Origin of the sequence: Gemmata palustris, assembly GCF_017939745.1 — a bacterium.
GTDB classification, from domain to species: Bacteria; Planctomycetota; Planctomycetia; order Gemmatales; family Gemmataceae; genus Gemmata; species Gemmata palustris.
The window spans coordinates 7,907,292-7,931,822 of record NZ_JAGKQQ010000001.1; the positions used below are offsets into that span (position 1 = coordinate 7,907,292).

17 protein-coding genes and 1 pseudogene are annotated in these 24,531 nt (G+C 65.7%); 6 read left to right on the forward strand and 12 right to left on the reverse strand.

Annotated elements, in window-relative coordinates; translation table 11 throughout:
• The first annotated feature begins 89 nt into the window (after positions 1-89).
• The 4 genes from J8F10_RS32890 to J8F10_RS32905 all read left to right on the forward strand — a co-directional run bounded on the left by J8F10_RS32890 (position 90) and on the right by J8F10_RS32905 (position 6,445).
• A complete protein-coding gene (locus J8F10_RS32890) occupies positions 90-1,184 on the forward strand; it encodes a hypothetical protein (RefSeq protein WP_210661051.1) in 1,095 nt (364 codons plus the stop codon).
• Between the two features lie 40 nt (positions 1,185-1,224).
• Complete coding sequence (locus tag J8F10_RS32895; protein ID WP_210661053.1) at positions 1,225-3,186, forward strand: alpha-amylase family glycosyl hydrolase; 1,962 nt, start codon at positions 1,225-1,227, stop codon at positions 3,184-3,186.
• A 29-nt stretch (positions 3,187-3,215) separates the two neighbouring features.
• The gene (locus J8F10_RS32900) at positions 3,216-4,100 is read left to right on the forward strand and encodes an alpha/beta fold hydrolase (protein ID WP_210661055.1); all 885 of its coding nucleotides are present in this window, start codon (positions 3,216-3,218) and stop codon (positions 4,098-4,100) included.
• Positions 4,101-4,210: 110 nt separating this feature from the next.
• Positions 4,211-6,445 carry a M6 family metalloprotease domain-containing protein gene (locus J8F10_RS32905; RefSeq protein ID WP_210661057.1) on the forward strand — a complete coding sequence of 745 codons (2,235 nt, stop codon included), beginning with the start codon at positions 4,211-4,213 and terminating at the stop codon, positions 6,443-6,445.
• Positions 6,446-6,644: 199 nt separating this feature from the next.
• On the opposite strand, the gene J8F10_RS32910 is transcribed toward J8F10_RS32905, so the two are convergent.
• A complete protein-coding gene (locus J8F10_RS32910) occupies positions 6,645-8,000 on the reverse strand; it encodes a WecB/TagA/CpsF family glycosyltransferase (RefSeq protein WP_210661059.1) in 1,356 nt (451 codons plus the stop codon).
• A gap of 335 nt (positions 8,001-8,335) precedes the next feature.
• Between J8F10_RS32910 and J8F10_RS32915 the strand changes: the two genes are divergently transcribed.
• Positions 8,336-8,830: a dTDP-4-dehydrorhamnose 3,5-epimerase family protein gene (locus J8F10_RS32915; RefSeq protein ID WP_210661061.1), complete on the forward strand. Its 495-nt coding sequence runs from the start codon at positions 8,336-8,338 to the stop codon at positions 8,828-8,830.
• A 50-nt stretch (positions 8,831-8,880) separates the two neighbouring features.
• Here J8F10_RS32915 and J8F10_RS32920 read toward each other — a convergent pair whose 3' ends face one another.
• From J8F10_RS32920 to J8F10_RS32970, 11 genes and pseudogenes are all read right to left on the reverse strand, one after another.
• Positions 8,881-10,080 (reverse strand): glycosyltransferase family 2 protein, encoded by a 1,200-nt coding sequence (locus tag J8F10_RS32920; RefSeq protein ID WP_210661063.1) that lies wholly within the window; start codon positions 10,078-10,080, stop codon positions 8,881-8,883.
• A complete protein-coding gene (locus tag J8F10_RS41155) occupies positions 10,080-11,348 on the reverse strand; it encodes a glycosyltransferase family 4 protein (RefSeq protein WP_210662288.1) in 1,269 nt (422 codons plus the stop codon). The genes J8F10_RS32920 and J8F10_RS41155 overlap by 1 nt, the downstream gene beginning before the upstream one ends.
• A gap of 618 nt (positions 11,349-11,966) precedes the next feature.
• Positions 11,967-12,335, reverse strand: a pseudogene (locus J8F10_RS41160) (glycosyltransferase family 2 protein); the annotation flags it as partial.
• Between the two features lie 65 nt (positions 12,336-12,400).
• Entirely contained in the window at positions 12,401-13,045 is a 645-nt protein-coding gene (locus J8F10_RS32935; protein ID WP_210661065.1) for a serine O-acetyltransferase, read from the reverse strand.
• A gap of 17 nt (positions 13,046-13,062) precedes the next feature.
• On the reverse strand, positions 13,063-14,016 hold the full coding sequence (locus tag J8F10_RS32940) for a glycosyltransferase family 2 protein (RefSeq protein WP_210661066.1): 954 nt from the start codon (positions 14,014-14,016) through the stop codon (positions 13,063-13,065).
• Positions 14,017-14,323: 307 nt separating this feature from the next.
• Positions 14,324-15,661 (reverse strand): DUF1552 domain-containing protein, encoded by a 1,338-nt coding sequence (locus J8F10_RS32945; RefSeq protein ID WP_210661068.1) that lies wholly within the window; start codon positions 15,659-15,661, stop codon positions 14,324-14,326.
• Positions 15,662-15,708: 47 nt separating this feature from the next.
• Positions 15,709-18,258: a DUF1592 domain-containing protein gene (locus tag J8F10_RS32950; protein WP_210661070.1), complete on the reverse strand. Its 2,550-nt coding sequence runs from the start codon at positions 18,256-18,258 to the stop codon at positions 15,709-15,711.
• A 744-nt stretch (positions 18,259-19,002) separates the two neighbouring features.
• Positions 19,003-20,412: a hypothetical protein gene (locus J8F10_RS32955; RefSeq protein ID WP_210661072.1), complete on the reverse strand. Its 1,410-nt coding sequence runs from the start codon at positions 20,410-20,412 to the stop codon at positions 19,003-19,005.
• 65 nt (positions 20,413-20,477) lie between these two features.
• Positions 20,478-21,581 carry a glycosyltransferase family 4 protein gene (locus J8F10_RS32960; RefSeq protein WP_210661074.1) on the reverse strand — a complete coding sequence of 368 codons (1,104 nt, stop codon included), beginning with the start codon at positions 21,579-21,581 and terminating at the stop codon, positions 20,478-20,480.
• Between the two features lie 30 nt (positions 21,582-21,611).
• Positions 21,612-22,754, reverse strand: a complete 1,143-nt coding sequence (locus J8F10_RS32965; RefSeq protein ID WP_210661076.1) for a polysaccharide pyruvyl transferase family protein — start codon at positions 22,752-22,754, stop codon at positions 21,612-21,614.
• A gap of 1 nt (position 22,755) precedes the next feature.
• Positions 22,756-24,243 carry an oligosaccharide flippase family protein gene (locus J8F10_RS32970; protein ID WP_315854204.1) on the reverse strand — a complete coding sequence of 496 codons (1,488 nt, stop codon included), beginning with the start codon at positions 24,241-24,243 and terminating at the stop codon, positions 22,756-22,758.
• On the opposite strand from J8F10_RS32970, the gene J8F10_RS40465 reads away from it, so the two are divergent.
• Positions 24,224-24,361: a hypothetical protein gene (locus J8F10_RS40465; protein ID WP_315854205.1), complete on the forward strand. Its 138-nt coding sequence runs from the start codon at positions 24,224-24,226 to the stop codon at positions 24,359-24,361. The genes J8F10_RS32970 and J8F10_RS40465 overlap by 20 nt on opposite strands.
• Positions 24,362-24,531: the final 170 nt, after the last annotated feature.

The window sequence follows — 24,531 nt, forward strand, 5'->3', positions numbered from 1 at the left end:
AACCGCGACGGTTGGCGCCCGTCGAGCCGCTTCGATCTCGAGAAGCCCCATTCGGACGGGGAGAACTACAAACCCGCGGGAGGAGTGCAATGAGTGCCGCCGAGGACGACTCGCTCACCGCGTTCCAGGGCGACCAGGCGTTCGGCTCCGAAGATCGGGCCTACGAAGGCTCGACTTTTCGCGAGGTCCGCGACGCCGTCTTTGCTGAACCGCGGTACTTCGAGGTGTGGCCCGGACCGGGAAAGGCACTGCTGCCGAACTACCCGCTCACGCTCGGTACGCTGATCCGCCGGTTTCTGAATTCCAAGAAGTACCCGTTCTTCCAGGCCGCGCAACGGACGGTTGATTCCAAAGCGGATCTGCGATGGGGACCGGACCGAAAGGGCGTCCGCCGCATTTTGCACCCGAACGGCGTGTGTCTCACGGGCACCTGGGAAATCACCGAACCCAACGATCACACCGGCTACTTTCGGCAAGGTAGCAAGGGGTTGGTGATCGCGCGGTACTCGGTCGGTGGCGGGATTCGACGCGGGGAACCGCGATCGCTCGCGATGGTGGGGAAGCTCTACCCCACCGCCGACCCCAACAGCCCGGACCGCGTGCGCCCGGCCGCGTTCATTACGCAGGAAGATTTCGGCGGCACCGGCGTTTCGCACATCAACGACGCGGAACTTCGGAACGCGCCCGATACGCACGCCTGGCGCCGCGGGATCGTCGTGCTCGCGATGCTGAGCGTCACCGGACTCGTGTTCAGCCGCGCGGACACGCACCCCACGTTTCGCCAACTGTACGAGATCGCGGAACTCGGCAAACCGCCGAGCGAGCCGACCCGCGCGCCGGAGTTCCTTCGCTTCTTGGTCCACGAGGACCAGCCCCGAATCCCGGGCGACGGCCTCGACTTCCGGGACGAGATCCTGGCGCAGATCTACGACGGCGGCGACCCCGTTCCGAAGCGCCAACTGGTCTTCCACATCGAGGTATCGGACACGGGATACACGCGCGGGCCGGCGTTCTACCAACGGCGCACGATCTCGAACTGGAAGCGCATCGGGCGCCTCGTCTTCACTGAAGCAGTGACGTCGTACAACGGCGACTTCGTCGTTCACTTCCACCACCCCGGCTGGCGCACGGACCGAAACGACCCGGCGACCGCGCTCCGTCAGGGCGGGCGCCGGGTCCGGTGACCCCGCACAAACTTTCGTTGCCCACAAACACGAGGATCTCATGGCGGTCCGCGACGAACTGCTCGCCCACGCTCGCCCGGACCGCGTCCGGAACGTCCCGCGCGTCCCGTCGGGCGGCGCCCACCCCTCACCGAGCGACTGGCGCGACGAGGTACTCTACTTCCTGCTCCCGGACCGGTTCAGTGACGGCGGGGAAGCCGGTCGGCCGCTGCTCGACCGAAACGACCGCAACGCGGCGCGCCCGGCACCCACCGGCGCTACGACCTGGCGCTGGGACCGGTGGGCGGAGTCCGGTTCGGACCGCTGGCAGGGCGGGACGATTCGGGGGATCACGTCGAAGCTGGACTACATCAAGCAACTCGGGGCGACCACGATCTGGGTCGGGCCGGTGTTCAAGCAGCGCGGGCACTTGAACTCGTACCACGGGTACGGCATCCAGGATTTTCTGGACGTCGACCCGCGGTTCGGCACCCGCCAGGATCTCGTCGACCTCGTCGCGGCCGCACACGCGCAGGGTCTGCGCGTCATCCTCGACATCATCTTCAACCACTCCGGCTCGAACTTCGATTACCGGGTGAACGGTGATCGCCAGAGCCAGCCCGGGTTCCGCCCGTGGCCGGGGTTCTACCCCGACACCGCCTGGGTCGACCGTACAGGTGGGTTGCGCGACGATGCGGCCGGTCCCGACGACGGCGTCTGGCCGGCGGAACTCCAGGATCACGACTGTTACACCCGCGCCGGGAGCGGGAGCTTGGGGGCCGGCGCTCTCGATGATCCGCACGCCGAGCACAAGCGCACGGACTTCCTTACGCTGCGTGACTTGAACTTCGACCCGCCCGGGCCGGGGATGGAGAACCCGCGAACGCTCGATCTGCTCGTGCGCTGTTACGCCTACTGGATCACCCTCACCGACTGCGACGGATTCCGCCTAGACACGCTCAAACACGTTTCGTTCGAGCAGGGGCGGAACTTCTGCGGCGCGATCAAAGAGTTCGCGGCCCGGCTCGGCAAGCACGACTTCTTCCTGGTCGGCGAGGTCGCGGGCGGGGATTTCGCCCAGGAGCGGTACCTCGACGTGCTGGGGATGAACCTGAACGCGGCCCTCGACATCGGAGAAATGCGCCTCACCCTCACCGGCGTGGCCAAGGGGTTGATCCACCCGAACGAGTATTTCAAAGGGTTCGATCCCGGAATGGCGGTACTCGGGTCCACGCGCAACCTCGGTCGGCGCCACGTCTCGATTCTGGACGACCACGACCACGTGTTCGGCGAGAAGGTCCGGTTCTCCGCGGACGCATCGACCGACCATCAGGTCGCGGCCGGCGTCGCGCTCCAACTCTTCACGCTCGGTATCCCGTGCGTCTACGCCGGTACCGAACAGGCGCTGGCTGGTCCCGAACCGGGCGAGCGCAAGTTCCTCCCCGATTGGAAAGGCTCCGACCGGTACTTACGCGAAGCGATGTTCGGGCCGAGCCACCCGCGCAAGTCCGGGCTGGCGGGACTGGCCACTACGGGAGCGCAAGACCCCGACGAACCGGGGTTCGGTCCGTTCGGAACGAGCGGCCGGCACTGCTTCGATCCCCGCTTCTCGACCTACCTGCGAATCGCGGCGATGGCCGCAGCGCGCAAGAAATACCGCTCTCTTAGGGTCGGTCGGCAGTACCTCCGTGACACCGCGTTCCTCGGGAGCGGCTTTGCCGTTCACGGACCGGGCGAGATCGTTGCGTGGAGCCGCGTGCTAGACGACGAAGAAGCCGCGTGTGTGCTGAATGGCCACGGCACGGCCCCGCGCGGCGCGGACGTGATCGTCGACGCTGTCTTGAACCCACCCGGTAGCTTCCTGACCGTCGTGCTAAACACCGCAGAAGCGGCCGGAGTTGCGTCCGCGAATCACCCAGTGGGATCGAAGCTCCCGGTGAAGCGCGCCGGTGACGGAACGGCGTTCATCGAAGTGCGCGCCCTCGGCCCGTCCGAGTGCCTGGTTCTGCTCAACCACCCGTGAAACGAACCCGTTCCGAATGCGAGGGCGTAATGGGTGACACGAGAGCTACAGAAAACGGAACTGGTTTGTTCCTGAGCGCGGAAGTGCTGTGGCACGAAACCCCGACCGCGCGGATCGCGTACCGCCGGATCGGGCGCGGGCCGGCGCTCGTGTTCCTCCACGGGTGGCCGCTCTGGAGTTTCACGTTCCGGAAGCTCTTGCCGCACCTCGTTGACCACTACACGTGCTACTTGATCGACCTCCCCGGAGGCGGGGACACGGTCTGGACCCGGGACACCGATTTCACGTGGCCCGGTCAGGCCGCGAGCGTGAAATCGCTGCTCGAGGAACTGGCACTGGGGGAATATTTCCTGTTCGGCCAGGACTCGGGCGCGATGATCGCGCGCCACCTGTGTCTGCTCGACGGGCAGCGCATCCGGAAGTTCGTGATGACCAACACGGAGGTACCGGGTCACCGCCCCCCTTACTTGCCAGCGTACCGGGTGCTGACTTACCTCCCCGGCGCGAGCCTGTCCACCCGCATTTCGCTGGCGATGGGTTGGTTCTTGCGGTCGGATCTGGGGTTCGGCGCCTCACTCGATCCCGAACTGATCGACGGCGAATTCCGCGATCACATCATCCGCCCACTAGTGCGATCACGGTACCGAGCGCGCGGGCACCTCCGGTTTCTGCGGGGGTGGAGCTGGAGGGTTCTGGACCACTGGCGTGAGTTCCACGCTCGAATCTCCGCGCCGGTCCTCTTGATTTGGGGCGCTGCGGACCGAACGTTTCCGCTCGCACTCGCCAACACGATGGCCGAGCAATTCCGACCCAGCCGAGCCGAAGTGTGCGCGATCGAAGGCGCGCACCTGTTTGTTCACGAGGAACAGCCCGAACGAGTGGCCGCTGAGGTCCGGCGGTTCCTCAGCGCGTAGCACTTGTTGTTGCGACCAATCGATTCCTCAATGTCGTTCGCTCGGTTCCGCTATTCGGGGCCGGACGCCGGAGCCTGTTTGTCTTCACTCACTCCTAAAAGGAGCGCCCGATGTCGCGCCCCCGCTTGGTTCCCCCGGCCCCGCACGTCATGGGCGGGCTGTTCATGGACTACGTTCGCGACGGCAAAGCGAACGGCCTGACGTTCCGCCAGTACCTCCGCGCGGTCGGGTACGCGGACCCGGCCGCACACACCGACGGGATGGATGATGGGGCACAGGTCGCGGTGCCGGCAGCCGGGCCAATGATGGTGTCGGTCCCGCGCCGGCCGGTCGTCGGGCCGCTGCGCATCATCGTGCTCCTCGTCGACTTCCCGGACGCACCGGGGAGGCGCCCCGCGCGGCAGATTGAAGACCTGCTGTTTTCCGATCGCATCTACCCGACCGGTAGCATGCGCGACTACTACCGCGAGGTGAGCGGCGGGCGCGTGGACGTGTCCGGGACGGTTCACGGGTGGTTCCGCCTCCCGCAACGGCTCCGGTATTACGCGGCGGGCGAGTCCGGACTGAGCACCTACCCGCGGAACGCCCAGCGCATGACCCAAGACGCCGTGCGCGCGGCCCGGCGCGCTGGGGTGGTGTTCCCGCCCGAACTCGACGCGCTCGGAACCGGAACGGTGACGGGGCTGTTCATCGTTCACGCCGGGCGCGGGGCCGAGGAACTCGATCCGGCGATCTCCGGAGGCGCGATCTGGTCCCACAAGTGGAACCTACCGGCGCCTCTAACCGTGGCTCCGGGCCTTTCCGCCGCAACGTACCTGACGGTTCCGGAAGATTGCCGGATGGGTGTGTGCGCACACGAACTGGGCCACCTGGCGTTCCAGTGGGAAGACTTCTACGACCCGAACGGCGGGGACGACGGGGTGCAGTGGGCCGGGTCCGGGCGCTGGGATTTGATGGCCGGCGGGTCGTGGAACGGTGACCTCGGGAACCGGCCCGCGCACCCGATGGGACTGCACAAGTCCCAACACGGGTGGGTTTCTGTCCAAACGGTCACGTCCACTCAAAGCGTGACGGTGCAACCGTATGATGCGACCGGTGGAACGGTCGTCAAAGTGGTCAGCCCGGCGTATAGCCCGACCCAATTCCTGCTGCTGGAGAACCGCCGACGGGCGGGCTTCGATGACCGGCTACCCGGCGAAGGGTTGCTGGTCTGGCGTGTGGATCTGGCGAGCGACCAGAACGGCCCCGCGCGCCCGGCGCTCCAGCTCGTTCAAGCCGACGGCCGGCAAGACCTGGAGCTGTCCGCGAACTTGAACCAGGGCGATCCCGGTGATCCGTTCCCGGGCGCCGTTATGGTCGTAACGGCGTGGGACACGGGAATCGTTTCGACCTCGTTCCCGGGTGGCCAGCGCTCTGGTATTAGTCTCTCGAATATCACCGTTGATACGCAAACGAACGCGATCACCCTCGACGTCACCATCCAGCATCCCGCACCCGTTGCGCCGGTCACACCAACGAGGCAATCAACAGAGCAACAGCCCGCGGTCCCCGGATGCGTCCCACTTCGGCCGACCCCGGACGTCGGCTCGATACCGTCCGAACCCGCGCGGCCAATGGTCGCGGGACTGGCCAACGTGCTGAAACAGCCCCGCGTTTCGCCCGCGGAACTCGCACCACTCGTGCGCCAAGTCACTCCCACTCCACTCGACTTGCAGCGCCGGGTGCTGGCCGCCGAGTCCGAGCGCGGAACGGCCCCGGCCCCCATGAGTGCGCTGCGCGCGGGGCCGGAAACGGCGCTGCTGGCCGGCGGGTTCACCGACCCGAGCAGCTTCGACGGGTGGTGGTTCCGGCGGTACAAGGCGAACTTCGGTGTCCAGTGGGATCAACAGGGCGAATTTTTGGGGAGCTACGATCCCGCCACGCACCTGCAACAAATCGGCGAGCGCGACTACCTTTACACTCCCGACCGCAACGATCCGCTGCGGTTCCGGCGGTCGAGCGGCGAAATCATTCAGCCCGGGCGCATGGTCACCGATGGCGGGAGCGTTCCCCGCGTCGCCTGGGTGATCCCGGACATCAACCCGTGGACCTACATCAAGGCGTACCTGGTTCACGACTGGGACTTCATCCGCCACCACTGCGACACGACTTACGCGCGCGATTTCCCGACTGTCAACCTGACGCTGGGCGAAGGGATCTACACCCTGATGAGAACCAACGAAGTGGGGACCGACTGGCGGAAGGTCGAACTCGTGTACGAAGCGGTGTCGTCGTTCGTGGGCCAGCAAGTGTGGGGCCGGATGTGGACCGCCACCGAGTGTACCAACACGCTCCCCGGGCAGTAACCTCTATGGAGCGGGCGGCACGGTAGGTTCTGCGGACCGATCACGTGTGAGTCGGCCCGGGAGGGCGGCGTCCGTTCGGGTGCACGTGGTGGCGCACGAAACTGAATGTGACACGTTCTGCGCCGGTCCCACTGTGCCTCAACGCGCCTACTGGGATCGGCACTTCCGCGACAGAACCGGTGGCACGGAGAACGTTCACTCACGTGTCGGGGCGATTGCGCCGCCGGTTCCGGTTCGTGAGCTCGGTCAGGAGCATGCGGGCGACGAACGCGGCATTGCGGGCGTACCGGGTAAAGAGCCGGCGCGGCTCGCGCGCGAGCCGGTACATCCACTCCAGCCCCGTCCGCTGCATCCACCGCGGCGCGCGGCGAATTCGACCGGCCGCGAAGTCCAGGGCGGCACCGATGTTCACGCAGACAGCCCCGCTGAGGGCGGAACTGTTCTGGTGGGTCCAGAGTTCGCCCTTGGGTTGGCTGAACGAGACGAACACGAGGTGCGGGCGCGCGCCCCGGACCCGGTCCAACAGTTCGCCCTCCTCCCGCGCGGTCAGGGGGCGGTACGGGGGCGACTCGGTGCCGACCACCTGGAGCCCGGGGAACCGGGCCGATAGGTTCTCGGCCGCGGCCGCGCCGACCCCGGGCGGCCCCCCCAGGAAGAACACCCGGTACCCCTTTTGCGCGGCCCGCGCGCACAGCGCCGGGAACAGGTCGGCCCCGGTCACCCGCTCAGGGAGCCGGGGGCCGCGGACGCGCGAGGCCCACACCAGGGGCATCCCGTCCGCGACCACGAAGGCCGCCCCGTCCACCGCCGCGCGCACGGCGGGGTCTTCGGACACCAGCATCGCGGTGTGCAGGTTGACCGTCATGAAGTACCGCGCGCCTCCGGCCCCGATCAGGCGCTCGACCTCATCGACCGTCCGCGAAAGGGTCCAGGGGACGAACGGCACTCCCCACACCCAAACCGGGACCTGCGCGGGCAACGGATCCGAGACAGTCATAGGCCTTACCCAGCGAGGGGTTTGTAAAGAGAGCCGCGACCGGGTGCGCATCAACCCGCTTCCAACACCATAAAGCACCAACCCCAATCCCGCGAACCGGAGGGCCCGATAAAAGTAATTTTGATCGAGGTAGTGCCAGGAAATCGTTTCAAGGACGAGGCCGGTCGACCCGATTCCTGCCCCCAACAACCCGATCTTCCCCGGGCGCGAGATGCCCTCGGTTCGCACGATCCGAACGGTCACCAGCACCAAGAGGGGAACAATCACACTGGCAATCACCACGAGTTGGAGCGGGCGCCGATTCCGCACGGCCTCATCCCCGCCCAAGGTCCGGAGTTCCTCCCGGAGCCAGCCCGTGAGCGCAAAGCGCAGGGGGTGAGCCGTCTCCAGAGCGAACCCGAGGCACAAGATCGCGACCACGAGCCACCCCTCGCGGGCGGAGCAACGCTTGTCCAACGACAGACGGAACGCGCCCAGACTCGCAGCGACCCAAGCCGCGACAATGATCCATCGCAGGGCCGATCCGTGCGCTCGGGTAAAGGCTTCGATCGCGTCCATGACGGAGGTCCATTCCGGGTGCAAATGCCCATCTGAGAGCGTCGGGGCAGGTTCGTGAGGGCCGGGTTGACAGGGACCGGTTGCGGGGGTTCGATCACGGCCGCGCCGGTTCCGTTGTGTGCCGCAGAACCCGTACCGGCACGCCGATGGTCGCCCCGGCGGGACGTCGGTGAGGGGCACCGCGTTCGCCCCGATCTTGACCCCGGCCCCGGCGCCCCGTGCCCGCCGAGCGCCGGCCCGCCCAACCGCGAATTCAGGCCCTCATCGCCGACGGCTACCGGCGCCCGTAAACCAGACTACCATACACGAATCGTGAACCAGTACGGGACCAGTGCATGAACGTTCCCCTGCCGAAGTACGTCGAGCGCGGCCCGATCCACGACGTCGCGTGGATCCCGCTGAAGTTCTTCACGGACCCGCGCGGGTGGCTCGTCGAACTGTTCCGCAACGACCTCGTGCCGCCCCAATTCCACCCGGTCATGGCCTACGTGTCGATGACCAAGCCGGGCGTCGCGCGCGGGCCGCACGAGCACATCGATCAGGCCGATTACTTCTGTTTCACCGGGCCGTCCGCGTTCCGGGTGTACCTGTGGGACGCGCGCACGGGTTCGCCCACGTTCGGTGCGAAGGAGGTGCGCGAAGTGGGCGAGAACGCTCCGTTCGCGCTCATCGTGCCCCCCGGGGTGGTCCACGCCTACAAGAACGTCGGCGACAAGGACGGGTGGGTGTTCAACGGCGCGAACCGACTCTACGCCGGGTGGCTTAAACAGGAACCCGTCGACGAGATCCGCCACGAGAAAGACCCGAACAGCCCGTACCAACTGGATTGAGGTACGGTGGGTCGTTTGTTGACCGCGTTCGCTGTGATCGGGAACAGGGGTCAGGTCTTGTCGTGCGGTTGATCCCGCGCCGTGCGGACCCAGTCCCGCTGCGGCTTGACGAGGAATCTTAGGTAGAGTGGGATCTTCCGCGCCGCGTAGAGCGGGACGCGGAGCAAAGACTTCGCGGGCAGTACGCCCCGGCCGTATCTCCACCACACTGTGGCCAGGGCCACGCCCGCGAAGAGCCCGGCGCCACCGAGCGCCGCCACCGGCGCCCATGGCCCCCCGAGGGCGGCCCAGATTCCCAGGATCGCGAGCACCGCACCGACCGTGAGCACCAGCGCCGAGAGCGGCGGTACCCCGACGTCCAAGGCGAGCGCCACGAGACCCAACCGACGGCGGAACACCGCCGTCGCCAGGAGTTGTGGGATGCCGGCGAGCATCACCCGGAGGTGCCCGTGCTCCCACCGCCGCCGTTGCACTCCCGCGGCCCGGTCGTCGATGGGGAACTCTCCGCGGACCTCGGCATCGGGCGCGAACACCGGCGCCAGACCGAGTAGTGCCAGATCGACGGTCAGTCCGAGATCCTCAACAATGTGACCGTGGGCGAGCGGCGCGCCCTTGAACACGTCCCACGGGAACGCCATGCCGGTGCCCATCAGCAGGCACCCCTGACCGAGGCGGCGGAGCCCGAGCGGTCGGGCGAAATTCTTTACCAGGAAGGCGAACGCGGCGACCTGTCGGTTCGGGCCGGCTTGTGGGGGAGCGACCATCAGGTAGCTCCCCTGAACCGGCCGCCGGCGGGCGCGCGCTTCGGCCACGAGTCGGTGAAGAGTTTGGTCGCCCGCGGTGCAGTCCGCGTCGATGACGACGACGACCTCTGGGGGATCAGCGCTCAAGGCGTCGCGGCCGAAGGCCAGCGCGTACCCCTTACCCCGGCGCGTCGGGTCGGTTCGCTCCGCCACCTCGACCCCGTGCGCGCGGGCGATCGCGGCGGTCCCGTCGGTGCAGTTGTCGGCCACGACGACGACCCGGTCACCGGGTCGGAGTTGGGCGCTGATGTCCAGCAGCGTGCGGGCGATCACCAGTTCCTCGTTGTGGGCGGGGATGAGGACCGCGCACCGCGGACGGGCGGATGCGTCCGGTAGCGGGGCGGGGCGCACCCGGCGGACGGCCGCGAAGCACTCAACGGCCAGCACGATCAGCGGGACCGCGAGGACGACGACGACGACCCAGGCGACCGGTTCGAGCCAGCCCATTATTTCCCCCCAGCGGTCGCAACCACACTATCGGGACGCGCGGCCGGGGTTCGGCCGCTTGTCTCCGTGAACAGTTCGACCAACTTTGAGGCCTCCCGCCGGATGTCGTGGGCGGCGCGAACGGCCTCGACGCCGGCTCGTCCCATGTCTTCCAAACGGGCCGTTCCGGTCCGCAATCCTTCCGCCAGCGCTTCGGCCAGGGCGACGGGATCGCCGGCCGGAACGAGCCAACCGTTTGCCCCGTTCCGAACCAGTTCCGGGATGCCCGCGACGTAGGTGGTCACCACCGGTCGGCCGAGGGCCAGGGCTTCCATCAAAACCACCGGGAGCCCCTCGGCGAAACTCGGCAGCACGACCAACCGAGCGGCCACCATCTCCGCCCGCACCGCGTCGTTGCTGAGCCACCCGGTGATGCGCACCCGGTCACCCAGGCCGTGGGCCGCGATCGCCGACTCGATCTGGGGGCGCATCGGGCCGTCGCCGGCCAGCACCAACTGAAAATCGACACCGCTCTTAGCGAGGCGGGCCGCGGCATCGACCAGCACCAATTGCCCCTTCTGTTCGGCCAGTCGGCCGACACACACGAGCCGCGGCTCGGCGGTCGGCGGGATCGGCCCCCCGTCCAGAAACGCGGCGTCGACCCCGCAGCGGACGACCCGCACCCGGGGCCAGTCGTTCGGGCGGCACCAGCGAAAGAGCTGGCTCCGTCCGAACGAACTGACCGCGACTACGAACGCCGCCCGCGCGATCTTGTCCCCCAGAGACAGTGCTTCGGGCCGGTCGAACTCTTCGGGTCCGTGGACGGTGAAGCTGAACGGCGGGCCGCCCAGCACGCGGGCGAGAACGGCAACGTCTGTCGGGTTGGTGCCGAAGTGCGCGTGCAGGTGTTCCGCGCCCCCCCGGCGGAGCCACCGAACCAGTAGACACGCCTCCGCGAGGTAAACAGCCGCCCGGAGGCGGCGCCCGGAGCGCCGGCCCAAGCGCCAGGCGAGCACCGCCGCCCGGACCCACCGGACCGGCCGCGTACCGGCGGTCCACGCGCACGCTGCGGCTAACCCCAAGAGCCCTCGGTCGAGGAGCACCTGTGTTTGCCACTGCTCCTCCTGGTCCCCCTTGTCGACCAGAGTGACCGAGGGGCGGCGGATGGAGACCCGGAGCACCCGCAAGCCGTCTTCTTCCGCGGCCCGTATCTCCCGCCGGATGAAGCTGTGACTGACGTGAGGGTACTGGTTGACAAGGTAGGCGACACAGAGCGGACCCGCGGTCATTTGGGCTCCCTTATACTCGATCAGCGTTTGGGGGCGCCCCAGCACCCGGTCGCGGTAGTACCGTGCCTGTCCGAGCGCGAGTGGAAATTTGCCGAGCGCGCAGAAGACGGCGTAGAGCCGTGCGGCGGGCGGCGCGTCCCCGCGCCGCCGACGCCCGCGGTAGACGCGCGCCCCCAGAACGACGTACCCGAGGGCGAGGAGACCGGCGGCGGGGAAGAAGGGTGCTACACTGAGCACGACCAGTGGTAGGAGCAGGCCCCAGAACCAGTTACTTCGGAACTCACGAACCCACATGCGGTCTGGATTGGAGCCGTGGAGTCGGGACACCTCGGCGTAGGCGTACCCGGCCCGGACCGTCCGCCGCCACCACTGCCCGAACCGGGTCATGGCGGCGTCGTGGGTGGTCATCTCCGCACCCAGACGGACCACCCTCCAGCCCGCGCCCCGCAGTCGGGCGCACAACTCCGGCTCCTCGCCGGCGATCAGCGCACCGCGGAACCCGCCGACCTGCCGGAGCGGGGCAACCCGCATCAGCGCGTCCCCGCCGCAGGCGGACGCCTCTCCGACCGGCGTGTCCCACTCCACGTCGCACAGGCGGTTGTATATCGAGCGGTCGGGGAACCGTTCGCGGCGCCGGCCGCACACCACGGCCGCGTCCGGCCGCTTGTCCAGTTCCCGCTGCGCGGTCTCGATCCAGTCCGCTGCTACCTCGCAGTCGCCGTCCACGAATTGGACGCTCTCCACTTCCGGGTGTGTCTCCGTAAGGCGGGCAAGACCCGCGTTCCGCGCGCGGGCCGCGGTGAACGCGACGGACGTGTCGAGGAGTACGACGTCCGCGCCCAGCACGCGCGCGGCGTCGACGCTGCCGTCGACCGAGCCGGAATCCACGTACACGACCGCCCCGGCCGTCCCGAGCACGGACTTGATACAGCGGACGAGGCGCTCCCCCTCGTTCCGCCCGATGATCACGACGCCAAGTTTGACCATAAATGAAGACCGACTGATTCAACGCCCTCGCGCCCCACTCAGGCGCGGACGGGGCTCGGGCAAGGTCACACCGCAGGGTCCGGGGCGCCGGTCATCAGGGCGCCGCTCTGTTGGAGTTCGGTGGTGCCCGCCGGCACCCGGTCGGTGCGCACCACTCGGGCCGGGATCCCGACCGCCACGGCGCTCGGGGGGACATCGGTGAGAACCACTGCGTTCGCCCCAATGACGCTGTCGCAACCCACCCGCACGCCCCCGAGCACACAAACGCCGCACCCGATATCGACCCGGTCCTCGATTACCGGGATGTCCAAGTTCTCGCCGCGCCGCGCGACCCCGAAGGTGGTGTTGTGCCGAATATGGACGTCATCACCGATCGATCGCGCGTGGAGGATCATCCCGCTATGGTGCCAGATCCGGACCCGCCGCCCGAGCTTGGTGGTGTACGGCAGCGTGATCCCGCAGGTCCACTCGACCCACTTGAACAGGAAACGGTAGGCGAGCGTGAACGGGGGACGAAACGGCCGCGGAACCCCCATCCGCCAGTTCCCGAACCGATGAACGGCAACGGCCCAGAACCCTTGCTCGAACAGGTTGCGATCGTGAGTGCGGAAATCCTCGGCGAGCAGGCCGAGAAAACCAATACCGGTCGGGTTCTCGTTTTTGTTTCCGTGCGGCAGGGCCGGGCTCGGAGGCGACGGTGTCGGGGGCAAAGTGTCCTCCTCGCGACTCAGACGGGTAAGAAGTTGAACCGGATAAAGTCCCCGACGAAGTAAGCGGGTGTCAGATCGGGCTTGCTTTGGACGCTCGCGCGAAGGCGCCGTAGCGCGAAGCCCATCAGCCACGCCGCGCTCGCCATCCCCGCGTACAGAAGGCCGTAGTTCTTGCGGAAGTAACGGGACCGGGCGTCGAACCAGTACCGCGGGACACGTTTCGGGGGATCCTTCGGGTTCGTGACCCCGGAGCTCTGGCCGACCAAGTGGACGACCCGACTCGCCGGTACGTACCAGCACCGCCAGCCCGCCCGCCGCGCCCGGAGGCAGAAATCGGTCTCCTCGTAGTAGAGGAAATACCCCTCGTCCAACAACCCGACCGCGGCAAACACGTCCCGCCGGACGATCGCGCTGGCACCAGCGACCCAGTCCGTGGGATGGTTCTCGTCCCGGGTCGGAGGGGCCACGAGACGGGAGCTCAACAGGCGGGAGATGGGGCCGATTTGTGCCCCCGCTTCGAATTCGCTCGCGACGGTGTGGAACCGGAACGCGGACCGCTGGGGGGTTCCGTCCGGCTCCTCGAGCCGGCTCCCGGCGATCCCGACCGTCGGGTGCGCGTCCATGAAATCGACGAGCGCCCGAACCGCGCCCGGGCGGACGACCGTATCGGGGTTGAGAAGCAAGAAATAATCCGCGGGGCGGGCGGTTGTGAGCAGGGGCCGCAGGGCCGCGTTGTTTCCGGCCGCGAACCCGCGATTTTCGAGAAGGGGGAGCACCTCGACCCAGCCCCCCCAGCCCTCGTCGCGCACGGTAGCCGCCAAGCGTTCGGCGGACCCGTCCCCCGACCCGCCGTCGACAACGACGACGCGGCAGTCGGCGAGAGTTTTGACCTCGGGGGCCAGCGAGCGGAGACAATCTACGGTCAGTCCGGCGGTCCTGTAGTTGACAATGATGATTCGCACCGCGCTCATACGCCCCACCCGATTCGGGGCAAGTCGTACCGTACCGTCCGTCGCAAGTGTTGTTGCATCTTGGATTTTATGTTTGGACTAATAGCGAACCGGTCGATCCGGTTCTGGATCTCACTACACCGGGTTCTTACCCGGGAGCCCGGTGTCTGGTACGCGGCTCGTCTCTTGCGAAAGACTCTTCGGAATCTCGCTCCGAAAGGAACGCTCCCGAAGAGCGGAACCCAGAAAGAATATCACGAAAACCCACGGTGTCACGAACTCAATAAATTCTTGCCCGGCAGGAGCACCGGGGGGCCGGCCTCGGGTGTCACACTAACCCGGTGAGTGTACCGGCGCTGTCGGCGAACTTGTCGGTTTCGACTCCCATCTTTTGCGCCACCGACAGCAGGACGCTCGAAAGGGGAGGGGACTTGGTCGGGTTGTGGGCCAAATGGGAACCGAGTTTCAGCCCGAGTTTTCGCCCGCCGGCCACGAGGAGCGGCAAGTTCTTGGGCGAGTGCTCTCCGCCGGCCCCGCTGTTCATCCCCGACCCGTACACGACCACGGTGCGGTCGAGCACCGTGCCGTCCCCCTCGGGGGTGGCCTTCATCAGGCCCAAGAACCGCCCGAGTTTCGACAGGTGGAAGCGGTCGATGGCCGCGAGTTTGCTGAGCATCCCCGCGTCCCCCCCGTGGTGCGACAACTCGTGGTGGTTCTCCCCGCTCCCGCCGTACCCGCTCGCCTCGCGGCTCCACTCGAACGTCACGACCCGCGTCACGTCCGTCACGAACGCGAGGTACGACAGCTCCAGCATGACGTCGAGCCACATGGGGCGGTCGTGGCCGTCCATCGGTTTGCTGCCGAGTTGCAACCCGGTATCTTTGACGTTCGGTTTCGGCCGGTCCACCCAGCTCTGCATCCGCTCGACCTGTTTCTCGGTGGACCGGACGCTGCTCAGGTACTCGTCCAGCTTCCGCCGGTCCGTTGCCCCCAACTTGCCGTTGAGCGCGGCGGACTCGGCCGCGACGTCGTCGAGGATCGACCGCCGCTCGGCGTGCCGTTTTAGCGCTGCGGCCCGGTCCCCAACGGTATCGGGAACGAATAGTCGATCGAACAGGCGCCGGGGCGAGTTCTCGGCCGGGAGCGGCGTACCGTTCGCGTCAAACGAGAGAGTGTTACTGTGCCCGGCCCCGCCGGTGCCGGACATGTCGGAGAGCTGGAGCGACGGGAACCGGGTCTGCTTGCCGTGGAGCTGGGCCGCGAGCTGATCGACCGACACGCCGTTCGTGTAGTCGGCCCCGGGCTTCGCCTTCAGGTTCGCGGCGGTGAGCCACGTGTCGGCCCCACTGTGCCCGCCCTGCGCCGCGGGGTGCCCGAGCCCCGAAACGACGGTGACGTCCGAGCGGAAGTCTTTGAGCGCCTCGAGCGTGGGCGAAAGGGTGTACTTCTCGCCGCTGTCCTTTGGCACCCACTCGAGGATGTTGACGCCGTTGGGCACGTAGCAACAGATCATCCGAGGCACTGCGGCGACCGACGATTTGGCCCACGGCTTGAACGTGGACGGTGCCGACTGGAGCCGCGGCAGCATGGCGTCGAGGAACGGCAGCGCCAGCGCGGCGCCGGCGGCGCGAAGGACCGTGCGCCGGGACAAGGGCTGCTGGTACACGATTAAGGCTCCGGTGGAAGGTGAACCCGCGGCGCACGCGGCCCGTCTCATTTCGTCTCGAACGGGTCGCACGTGGCGACGAAGCGGATCAAGGATTTTAACGTGCGCCCGTTCCGCTTCATGTGCGCGACGGCGGCCTTCACGGTCGGTTGGTCGGCGAGCCCCAGTTGGCGGCCCAGCGCGTACGTCAGCACTTTGCCGGCCAGACACTGTAAGAACAGGTCCTCTTGCTTCAGCAGCGCGGCTTGGAGCCCGTCGACCCCGACGATCTTCGTGCCGTCGATCATCCGGGCACTCGCGTCGATCTTCGGGTCGTTCTGTCCGACCCGGCCCTTGTACCCGAAGCCCTCCTGCTCGCGCCACTCGCCGGCTGCATTGAAGTTCTCGAGCGCGAACCCGAGCGGGTCGATCTTGTTGTGGCACCGGGCGCACTGGTCGAGTTGGCGGTGGATCTCGAGCCGCTTCCGCACGGTCGCCTTATCGATCCCGGGCACCTTCGGGGCGATCTCACCGACGTTCGCCAGCGGGAGCCCCGGGTCCACCCCGAGGAGCGTCTTGAGTACCCACGTTCCGCGCTTGACGGGGGACGTCCGCGTGCCGTTCGAGGTGGTCGTCAGTACGGACGCCTGCGTCACGATGCCCCCGCGGTGGACGCCCTTCGGGACGGGCACCTTCTGGAACTCGTCCCCCCGGACCCCGGGGATGCCGTAGAACCGGGCGAGCCGCTCGTTGATTACGACGAAGTCGGACTTGATGAAGTTCCGCGCGTCCAAGTCGTCGTCCAGGATGGTGCGGAAAAACGCCTCGCTCTCCTTGACGATCGAGTCCTCGAGGTGCCGGTCGTACTGCGGGTACAGGTCCGGGGCCGGCGGGTTGTTACCGACCTCGCGGAGGTTCAGCCACTGGCCCGCGAAATTTCGCACGAACGCTTCGCGCCGCGGACCGGCCAGCAGCCGATCGATCTGCTTCAGGCGCTCGGCCCTGTCGCGGAGGGCGCCCGCGTCGGCGAGTTTCGTCAGGTCCGCGTCGGGCGCGCTCGACCCGAGGAAGTACGAGAGGCGGGCCGCGATCTCGTGGTCCGTCAGCGGGCGCGCCGCACCGACCGACGGGCCGGCCGGTTCGACCAAAAAGAGGAAGTGCGGCGACACCAGGACGGCGGTGAGCGGGCGCTTCATGGCCTCGACGAACGTGGCGCCCCCTTTGCGGGCCGCGTCGTAGAGGGCCATTTTCGCGGCCACTTCGGACGGGGCCACCGGTCGGCGGTACGCTTTACGCATGAACCGTTCCAGGGCTTCCGACGCGTACCCGCGTTCGTTCGTGCGGCGGGTGGGCGAGTCGAACAGGACGCCCGTGTGAGATGGCGGCGGCCAGGCGGTGAACACGGGCCCCTCGATTTCGAACCAGTCGATCATCAGCTCGGGACGGGGGAAATCGTCTTTCTCCTGGAACCAGAAGTTCTCCAGAACGCGGGGAATGCGGTACGCGTATTCGAGGCTGACGCCCGCGGTCTCGGTGGTGAATCGGGTGGTGAACTCGTGAACTCTCGGTTTGTCCTTCGTGCCGCTCGCGTCGAATTCGGCCAGGGTGCGCGGTTGCGGCCCGAGTTGCTGGACCACCTTCGCCCGCGGCGGGCCGTAGTCGTACATCCGGTCCGTCTTGAAGTGTTCGAGGTCGCGCTCGAACGCGAGTTTGTTGTATTGTGCCCCTTTCGGGTTCTTCTTGTCCGCTTCATCGCGGCGCTGGGCCAGGTACGTTTCAGCGGTCTTCACGACCTCAGAGCGGCCCGGGGCCCGCCCGGCGGCGTGGATGCGGATCACGTAGTCGCCGGCGGTCGGCACCTGGAACTCCCGTGCCCCGACGGACTTGTTCCACCATTCGTGGTGGATCACGACCCAGTCGCCCTCTTGTGTGTTCTGCCCGCCATTGACGATGGCGTTGTTTTTCGCGTCGAGGCGCACGCGAGTGCGGTCGGCAGGCCCGACTCTCGGGTTGAACCGCCACTTGACCGGTTTCGGTTTGTCGCCTTCCACCAAGGCCCGGTCGAGGATCTGGCGGGCCGCGTTGAGGTACATTTCGACTTGCAGCGGCGACATGGTGAGCGCCCCGCCGTTGTTGTCGAACCCACCGGCCGCGGGGTCTTGGGGGAACCCACTGACATCAAAGTCGACGCCAACGAGATCGCGAATCGTGTTCCGGTACTCGTCACGGTTCAGCCGACGCAACGTCACGGAACTGCTGCGCGTGACCAACTCGGCCCGAACTGTTTGCCCGGTCACCCAATCGACGACGGCACTCACTTCGGCCGGGAGCGGCTGCCGCGCCTTTTTCGGCGGCATCTCGTGGCTCCCGAGAACGTTGACGATTTCCTTCCACTTCCCCGCGGCACCGGGATCGAGGAAGTTATTCGGGAGCGCGGTGGCATCCACACGGAAATCGCCCTTCGGCTTCTCTCCCGTGTGGCACGAATTGCAGTACGCCTTGAAGAACGGTTCGACCGTCTTGGTGTAGCCGGCGTCGTCCGGTGTTAGCGCCGGCCCGCCATCGGCGCGGAGCACGGCTGGCGTCAACAGGGTTCCAATCAGAACGATTCGAAGCATGGTTTCTTCGGAATAAGGAGGCTTTACTCTAATATTACGCTTGAAAAAGGTGGCAGGCGAGAATTGAGGATGTTTTCGGAATTCACATGCTTCGGCACACATTTTGACCGCACTTTGCCCCTACTCTCCAGGAATCCCATTCGCGATTCTCGGAGGGACAAGTCGTGAAGAGTCAGCTCCTCGCGCACACCGGAAATCGTCGTACATTTCCACCAGTTGCGCGGCCTTGGCTTCCCGCCGTGAATTGAGCACGAACGGCTCCATCGAAGCTCGGGCCAAGTGCCGACAGACATCCGGGTTATTGGTAGTGGGCGCTTCTGGCGGGGTAGTGGCCCTTAATGGCGACACATTCTTAGCCCAACGGGATGAGCGAACCAACTACCCGTTCGGATTCCGACCCCGTCGTGCCCGCGTTGCTCGGGTGAGCGAGGATATGGTGCGGAACGGGGCCATCGCGCGGGCCACCGGCCGAGTCCGATCCGGGGTTCAGAACTTCGTCAACACCGTGTACCGGGAACAAATCCCACATGACCCCGGCCCCCCAAAAGTCGACCCGGTTGTAATCGAGGCGGACGTGCTGTGGAGCTTAGTGGATCCAGGGGCGACGTGTGGTGGGTGGGCGGCTCGGGATGCGGGCACCCGGCGGGTGCCGATGGTCGCCGAGGGCCGGTCCGCGGGCACCGCCCAGCGGCTCGGAGTCGCACGACCGCCGGCGCGATCGGTCCGGCGAATGGACGGGCATTGTCAGTTGCGTCCATCATCAGGTTCAGCGGGAACCAGTTCACCGGCACGAGGGGCTTCGTCTGGCTCTTCGGAAGCGTCAAGAGCGAACCCCATAAGGGAACCCGCGAGCAGCAGATAAACGGGCAGCACCATCGCGTTCATCAATGAGTCAATGGACCAAAGTGTGAGGACCACGGCACAGGCCGCGGTGGGGGCGAGAGATCGGGTCGACCATGTCGATGGGGGAAAGAGGAGCGCGAAGCGGGCGATGGGCAGGAGAAGAACCGCACCCAGTGCGACGAGCCCGACCAGCCCGCGATCTCCCAGAACGATGATCCACAGCCCGTCGGTAACCGTAAGGTCCTTGCCGCTCTTTTCATCGAACACGCGGTTGCGGCCCCACCCGCCCCAGCCGAACGTTGGGCGATCGAGTGCTTTGTTTACCAGAAGGTTTTCATTTGTCAGCCGGAAGTCGAGTGATTCCGCCCGGTCGGAATCGAGGTTCGCCGCCACGCTTTCGACCAGCGCTTCGCCGGACCACGCACCGGTGGTACGAACCGCCGCGTACACCGGAGGTGTGACCGCCAACAGGAGCAACCACCAGCGCGCTCCGGTCGCGCTCGCGAGCCAGAGGACGAGCCCACCACCGAACCCGAGGACGAGTGCCCCGGTTGACTTCAGCAGAATGGCGATCGGCACGAGGAGGAGCGGAATGTAACTCTGCAGGCCCGTCTCTTCTCCCTCCTCGATCACCGGTCGGAGTGTCCCCGTCCACCACATCCAAGTCGCAATCAGCGCGGCCGACACCATGAACATTCCCACGGCGAGGCCGTGTGGGAGGAAGACCATTGGTCGGTACCCGCCGAACCGGATCGTTTGGGCAAAGGAGTGCTGGGAGTAGCCATAGACTTTGGCGTGGAGTTGCGGGCTCATCCGGGCCTCATAGAGGCACAGTGGAGCGTACACGGCGGCGGCGAACGCGATTCCGAGTGCGAGATCCCGGACCGCGGCAGTGTCGGAGAAATACACCCGGCCCAACAAGTACGGGATGCCGAAGCTGACAGTTTGACCCCACGTCTGGGAGAGGGCGTCCCGGATCGCCGGGCTCCCGTCCGGGGGGGGGGCATTGGTCAGCACCGAGGGAAGGGGGCACAGGCACCAGACCACCATCGGGAGATCGGTCCAGCGCGGCGCACCGGAGAACAGGCGCTCCGAGTCGTAGAGCAACGCTCCCAGCAGGGCCGCGTAGTTGATCGCGTGGTACTTCGAGAAGTGAAACGGCCCCAGGGCGACTTCCTGGCGCAACTCGGGCAGGAAGAGCGTGCCCCCCAAAACGACCACGAGGATGGCCCGGTGGGTGGTGAAGGACGGGAACACCCCGAGCATCACGACCAACCAAACGACCACCAAGTAAGGTGTAAACTCGCTCATAACCCCTTTGGGGTGTGCGTAACCGGAGCGACGAGTCTGAACTGGCTCGACGTTCCGGCACGGGATCAGGAGGTGGCAAGTTCTCCGAGCGAAGAACCCTTCTCCATTGCCGTTCTGAGTGCCCCTTCAAACAGGTCAGTTGCATCATCCCACGTGTATCTCGTGGCGACGCTGTGGGCACGTTCGGATAGGATCCGCCAGTCCGAATCCGGGAGACCGCACAATCGAACAATCGCCGCGGCCATATCTTCTGGGTCTTCAGGTCGAACCAAATACCCCCCCCCTTCTGCGAGCAGTTCCGGGGCGGCGCCGGCGGGCGTGCCGATCACCGGCGTGCGGCAGGCCATTGCTTCCAAGATCGGGAGGCCGAAGCCCTCCGAACGGCTCGCGAACAACCAAGCATCACAACGCGAGTAGAGTTCTCGGATCCGCTGTTGAGGCGGTTGGAGGTGGTACTCGGCGCCAGGATGTAAGGGCAATCGTGGGTTGATGGGTGAGCATCCGAAGGCCAAGAGGCGCAGCGAAGGGAGTTGCGCCGACGCTATCCGGACCGCTTCAAGGCTGACATCGCATCCCTTAAAAGGGGCCGTCGAGTACATCAAACCGACGGTGGGCACCAGATTTTTGCCCCGGGGCTCTGCGTGGAACAGGTCTTGGTCCACCGCATTGCGCACGACCTGTGCCGAGGGATCACCGTACCGATCTCGCGCCAAGTCGGCCAACCATTGAGCGACTACTATTTTTTGTATCGGTAGCCGCCAGGTCGCCTCGGACCGAGCGACGGGAAGATAGTCGAAGACCTCGTGGTGTTGAAGGAAGTACGCCTTTGTCCCCTTTGATGGGGATAGGGCCATCACCCACTCGGCCGTCTCCCACCAAGTCGCAATCACGACATCGGCGTTTGGGACATCGCTATCCGTGACGGGTCGATGCCGGTCGAGGGTGCGGCGCTCCACCGCGACCTGATTTATGTGAGCCGAAATCGAATAGGCCGGCCACCGACGGGTGTAGTATAGCGAACGGGCGATCTCCCGGATGCTCCGTCGCCGATGTGGTGGTGCCAACACGACAACGTGGTGTCCCCGTCGCTGGAGGTGTTCCGCATAGGTGGCTATGACACGTTGCCCGCCGCTGAGGTCGAACGGCGGGCAGATGAACGTAATTCTCATTGTGAGACCAACGAGTGGGCGAAGACAAATTTAGCTCGCGATAGACCGAACGAACGCTTCGACGAGCTGACCACGTAGTTCGTCGAGGCGCTCGTACGAGGTATTTTCAAGGGCGTCCATCGCCACGGACTCGAGGTCGGTGGTTGCAAGGCCGGTATCGGCGAAAGTGTAACCATAAGGTGCCGTTTGCTTCCCCAAGGTGCGAGTGGGTATAAACCAGTGGTCGCACCCGGTAGTGCGGGCAAAGCCAATTAATTTAGGATGATAGGCCAGGCCGACGCAAGGGGTCCGCTGTGCATACGCCATCACGCAGGCGTGCAACCGCATACCGATCGCTAAGACCGCTCCTCCGAGGACCGCCGCAACCCCCCGGGGGCCGAGTCCGTCCCCTATGCGGACAACCGGTATGTTCGGGTTCAAAGCAGCTAATTGGCCGGCGACGCGGTCGTGCTCACCGCAATCGTCACTGAATCGGGCCGAGCAGGGGACAAAGACCACCGCCGCGTCGAGCCGGCGGGCGATCCGGGCGAGTTGAGCCGCGAGCCAGTCACACCAACCCGGCGTTCCTTTCCAGACATCTGCCAGGGACACCGCAATGTACCGGCCAATCGACCGAACCGGGATCGGAAGTTCTGGCTCGGCCTGCATCCAAAGAACCACGTCACCTGTCACCGTGACAGTCCGCTTGGGAACGAGGCGACGAAGTACCTCCGCCGATAGAACGTCCCGAACGTATAGTTGAGCCATCCCTCCTAATGCTCGACGAATTTGCCACCGCACCAGCATGCGGTATTTTACGTCGGCTTCAACTGCCGCAGCAAAAAGAGAGACTCGCGCCGGCCGAGAGTCGCGGACAAGCCGGCGGCAGCGGGCGAGTACGGAGTGGGGCATTGACTCGACCACACCGCCGCCTACGAAGAGGACGGGCTGCCCGCGGAGGCGTTCCTGGCGAGCCTTGTCGTGTGCGCCCAGTCCGATCACGTCCGGCATGTCGGGACGGTCGAAGCGCCCCACAACATCGAATCCGATGTCCGCCCCGATCGAATGCGCGAGATCCGCGACCGCCAGTGGCGCGGCCTCATCACCGGCGTTGTGAAAACCAAAAGAACCGCAGAGGGTCACCCTCCGGGGCCAGGCGGTGTGTTCACGTGTGTGTGGGATGAGGTCACTCATTTCAGTTAAAAATCCACAACCCCAAAGCAATAAAGCTGACAGGAACGATCACGGCGCACAGATCCAACACTGGCATCCAGACGCCGTAGGGTCGGAAAGCCGCTACGACCAACACGGGATAGAGTAGTACAGGAGAGAAGGCATATCCTATAATCAGGCCGGCGGACCCGGCAATCAGTCCCCCGGTGATCATGGCTCCCACTGTTAGAGCCAAGCGCGAGGCCAAGACGATCAAGTGCCGAAACGAGTCACCGCGCGCGAGAATCAACGGGCTGAGCGTGGCGGTGGAGATCGGAATGATCGAACCGATGGCCAAGATGCGGAGCATCCAACCGGCATTCTGGTAGCGAGTATCGTAAAGCAAGTTAATGATACCCGGGCCCCCGACTGCGAGCACGCAAAGGGGAGGTAGTGCTCCCACGAGCACGGTCCGCCGCAAGCGATACACCTTGGCCCTCAATTCTTCCGGGCCACAATTCCCGAGTCGAGCGTAAACCGGAAACACGACCTTATCCGACAGATGCTGAACCATACTAAATACGACTTGCGAGAGGATGAAGGCAAGCGAATATACCCCAAACTCGGTACTAGTCATGAAGTAACCGAGCACGAGACGGTCCGCCGACAGGCAGAAATACGTCAGCAGGGTTCCGAAGAAGAGCCACCGGCCGAATCGGACCAAGGAAACTGCTGCTTCCCGGTCCCAATGTAACCGGTGGCGCGCCCCGCGCAATACCGCGTGACTGAGTATCGCCTTCGCCACGGCTGCGAACAGATTCCCAGCCACGAGGACCCAAACGGAGTGGTAGATCCAGGCAAGACTTACCATTAACAGCGTCGCAGCGCCTTGTGTTCCTAACTCAATAGCGGTGACGCGGCCGAATGAAAGTTGGCGGTTACTCGTGAACAGGGCGGTCGAATTGAATCCCTGGGCCACGGCCGTCAACGCGGCGACGGGGAGTATCCAGGCCACCTCGGGGAGCCCGTACAGCGCCGCAAGCGGCCAAGCAAGAAAACACGAACACGCCCAGAGAACCACACCCCGAACAATTTGAATCGTCCAAGCGGTATTCAGAAACGACGGTTCCTCGCCCCGCTTATTCTGAACGATGCTCGGCCCGATCCCGATGTCCGAGAACATATGGAGACCGACCAAGAACGTGGTGATTAAGGTCATCAACCCGAACGCTTCGGGGAACAAGAGGCGGGTGAGAATCAGGCTCGAGCCGAACCGCAGAACTTGCGAGACGAGGTGACCTACAAGAACCCAAATTGCCCCGGTCAGTGCGCGGTTTCTAAGCGAGAGCCCGTCCGTAGAGTGGGCACTGCCTCCATCTCGCGTGCAGGAGACGATTTCGTCGGGTGCGGGCGTTCGGGCACCGGTTCCAGCAGGCGATTCGGTGGGCGGGAGTAACGGAGTCATCGGATTCCACTGTCGAAAGTTGGGGCTGTTCGGGAGCGCGCGCCCGGTGAACACGCTGCCCGGCATCAAGACGCCCTACAAGAAGATCGATCTGATCGTCGTTCGCGAGAACACCGAGGGGCTGTACGCGATCACAGCTCGGATTCGTCTCGGCTTGTGGTACTTCGGCCAAAGCACGCAGTGAGGCGTCGGCACCACTTTGGTGCCAAAAATCGGAAGAAGGCTCAGAAGAAACCAGTAGTTCGCGTTGCTCACGACCACCACGTCCGCACGCCAACGGAGGGCGGAAGCCATGAGCCGCAGAAGGTACACCGCACTGAAGAGGTGGTAGCGAACCCCGCGCGTCCTGATCGA

Bases quoted from the DNA above. Each gene is read 5' to 3' on its own strand.
- J8F10_RS32890 (WP_210661051.1), top strand. From the start codon at position 90: ATGAGTGCCGCCGAGGACGACTCGCTCACCGCGTTCCAGGGCGACCAG.
- J8F10_RS32895 (WP_210661053.1), top strand. From the start codon at position 1,225: ATGGCGGTCCGCGACGAACTGCTCGCCCACGCTCGCCCGGACCGCGTC.
- J8F10_RS32900 (WP_210661055.1), top strand. From the start codon at position 3,216: ATGGGTGACACGAGAGCTACAGAAAACGGAACTGGTTTGTTCCTGAGC.
- J8F10_RS32905 (WP_210661057.1), top strand. From the start codon at position 4,211: ATGTCGCGCCCCCGCTTGGTTCCCCCGGCCCCGCACGTCATGGGCGGG.
- J8F10_RS32910 (WP_210661059.1), bottom strand. From the start codon at position 8,000: ATGGACGCGATCGAAGCCTTTACCCGAGCGCACGGATCGGCCCTGCGA.
- J8F10_RS32915 (WP_210661061.1), top strand. From the start codon at position 8,336: ATGAACGTTCCCCTGCCGAAGTACGTCGAGCGCGGCCCGATCCACGAC.
- J8F10_RS32920 (WP_210661063.1), bottom strand. From the start codon at position 10,080: ATGGGCTGGCTCGAACCGGTCGCCTGGGTCGTCGTCGTCGTCCTCGCG.
- J8F10_RS41155 (WP_210662288.1), bottom strand. From the start codon at position 11,348: ATGACCGCGGGTCCGCTCTGTGTCGCCTACCTTGTCAACCAGTACCCT.
- J8F10_RS32940 (WP_210661066.1), bottom strand. From the start codon at position 14,016: ATGAGCGCGGTGCGAATCATCATTGTCAACTACAGGACCGCCGGACTG.
- J8F10_RS32950 (WP_210661070.1), bottom strand. From the start codon at position 18,258: ATGCTTCGAATCGTTCTGATTGGAACCCTGTTGACGCCAGCCGTGCTC.
- J8F10_RS32955 (WP_210661072.1), bottom strand. From the start codon at position 20,412: ATGAGCGAGTTTACACCTTACTTGGTGGTCGTTTGGTTGGTCGTGATG.
- J8F10_RS32960 (WP_210661074.1), bottom strand. From the start codon at position 21,581: ATGAGAATTACGTTCATCTGCCCGCCGTTCGACCTCAGCGGCGGGCAA.
- J8F10_RS32965 (WP_210661076.1), bottom strand. From the start codon at position 22,754: ATGAGTGACCTCATCCCACACACACGTGAACACACCGCCTGGCCCCGG.
- J8F10_RS32970 (WP_315854204.1), bottom strand. From the start codon at position 24,243: ATGCCGGGCAGCGTGTTCACCGGGCGCGCGCTCCCGAACAGCCCCAAC.